We start from the raw sequence: 1,583 nt of genomic DNA on the forward strand, positions 1-1,583 counted from the left end.
TGGGCCGAGGCGTCCGGTATGACCGGCGCGCTCGGCGACGGCAACCTGCAGCGGATGGCGCGCAGCGGACTTCGCGGTCTGTCCTCGCGTGAGGGCCTTGAGCTGTTCGACGCCGCGTGCGCGACGGACGAGCCGGCCTTCGTACCCGTCCGCCTGGACCTGGCGGCCTTCCGGGCCCAGGCCGCGGCCTCCGGCGAGGTTCCTGCCCTGCTCCGCGGTCTCCTCCGCGCACCCGCCCGCAAGGCGAGCGCCGGTGACCCGCTGGCTGCCGGGAACGCGCTGGCGCAGCAGCTGGCGGCGATGGCGGAGTCCGAGCGTTTCGGCGTCCTGATGGACATCGTGCTGACGCAGGTGGCCAGCGTGCTGGGCCATGCCTCGACGGCGGAGGTGGAGGCCAACCGGGCGTTCAAGGATCTCGGGTTCGACTCCCTCACCGCTGTCGAGCTGCGCAACCGGCTGAACGCTGCGACTGGGCTGCGGCTCCCCGCAACGCTGATCTTCGACTACCCGACTCCGGACGCCCTGGCGGACCACCTGCGGGCTGAGCTGGTGGTCGTGGCCCAAACCCCGACCGTGGCGGGCGTGGCGGCCGTGGCCGATGACGAGCCGATCGCCATCGTCGGCATGAGCTGCCGCTACCCGGGTGGTGTCGAGTCGCCCGAGGACCTGTGGCGGCTGGTCACCGAGGGGCGGGACGCGATTTCCGAGTTCCCGGCCGGTCGCGGGTGGGACGAGGACCTCTACGATCCGGATCCGGAGCGGGTGGGTAAGTCCTACACCCGCGAGGGCGGATTCCTGCACGATGCAGCCGAGTTCGACCCCGCCCTCTTCGGGATCTCCCCGCGTGAGGCGCTGGCGACGGACCCGCAGCAGCGGCTGCTGCTGGAGGCGTCCTGGGAGGCGTTCGAGCGGGCCGGGATCGACCCGGTGTCACTTCGCGGCAGCCGAACGGGCGTTTTCGCCGGTGTGATGTACAACGACTACGCGTCGCGAATGGGCAAGGCCCCCGAAGGCTTCGAGGGTTTCCTGGGTACCGGCAGCTCGGGCAGTGTCGCGTCAGGCCGCATCTCTTACACCTTCGGTCTGGAGGGGCCGGCAGTGACGGTGGACACCGCGTGTTCGTCGTCGCTGGTCGCCCTGCATCTGGCCGCCCAGGCGCTGCGCCAGGGCGAGTGCACCATGGCCCTGGCCGGTGGTGTGACGGTGCTTTCCACCCCCGGGCTGTTCGTGGAGTTCAGCCGTCAGCGCGGTCTGGCGGCGGACGGCCGCTGCAAGTCGTTCGCTGCTGCTGCTGATGGCACCGGCTGGGGCGAGGGCGTCGGCATGCTGCTCGTGGAGCGGCTGTCGGACGCGCGCCGCAACGGGCACCCGGTGCTCGCCGTGCTGCGCGGTAGCGCGGTGAACCAGGATGGTGCGTCGAATGGTCTGACGGCGCCGAACGGTCCGTCGCAGCAGCGGGTGATCCGCCAGGCGCTGGCCAACGCCCGCCTGACGGCTGCCCAGGTGGACGTGGTGGAGGCGCACGGGACGGGCACGAAGTTGGGTGACCCGATCGAGGCGCAGGCGCTGCTGGCCACCTACGG

The 1,583-nt window shown here is 71.5% G+C and carries 1 protein-coding gene; it reads left to right on the forward strand.

The features are described 5' to 3' along the window. The coding region (locus ACIRYZ_RS46520) for a beta-ketoacyl synthase N-terminal-like domain-containing protein (protein ID WP_402955833.1) at positions 1–1,583 on the forward strand (1,583 nt) is incomplete at both ends.

The organism is Kitasatospora sp. NPDC101155 (assembly GCF_044768305.1).
In the GTDB taxonomy this organism is placed as follows: domain Bacteria; phylum Actinomycetota; class Actinomycetes; order Streptomycetales; family Streptomycetaceae; genus Kitasatospora.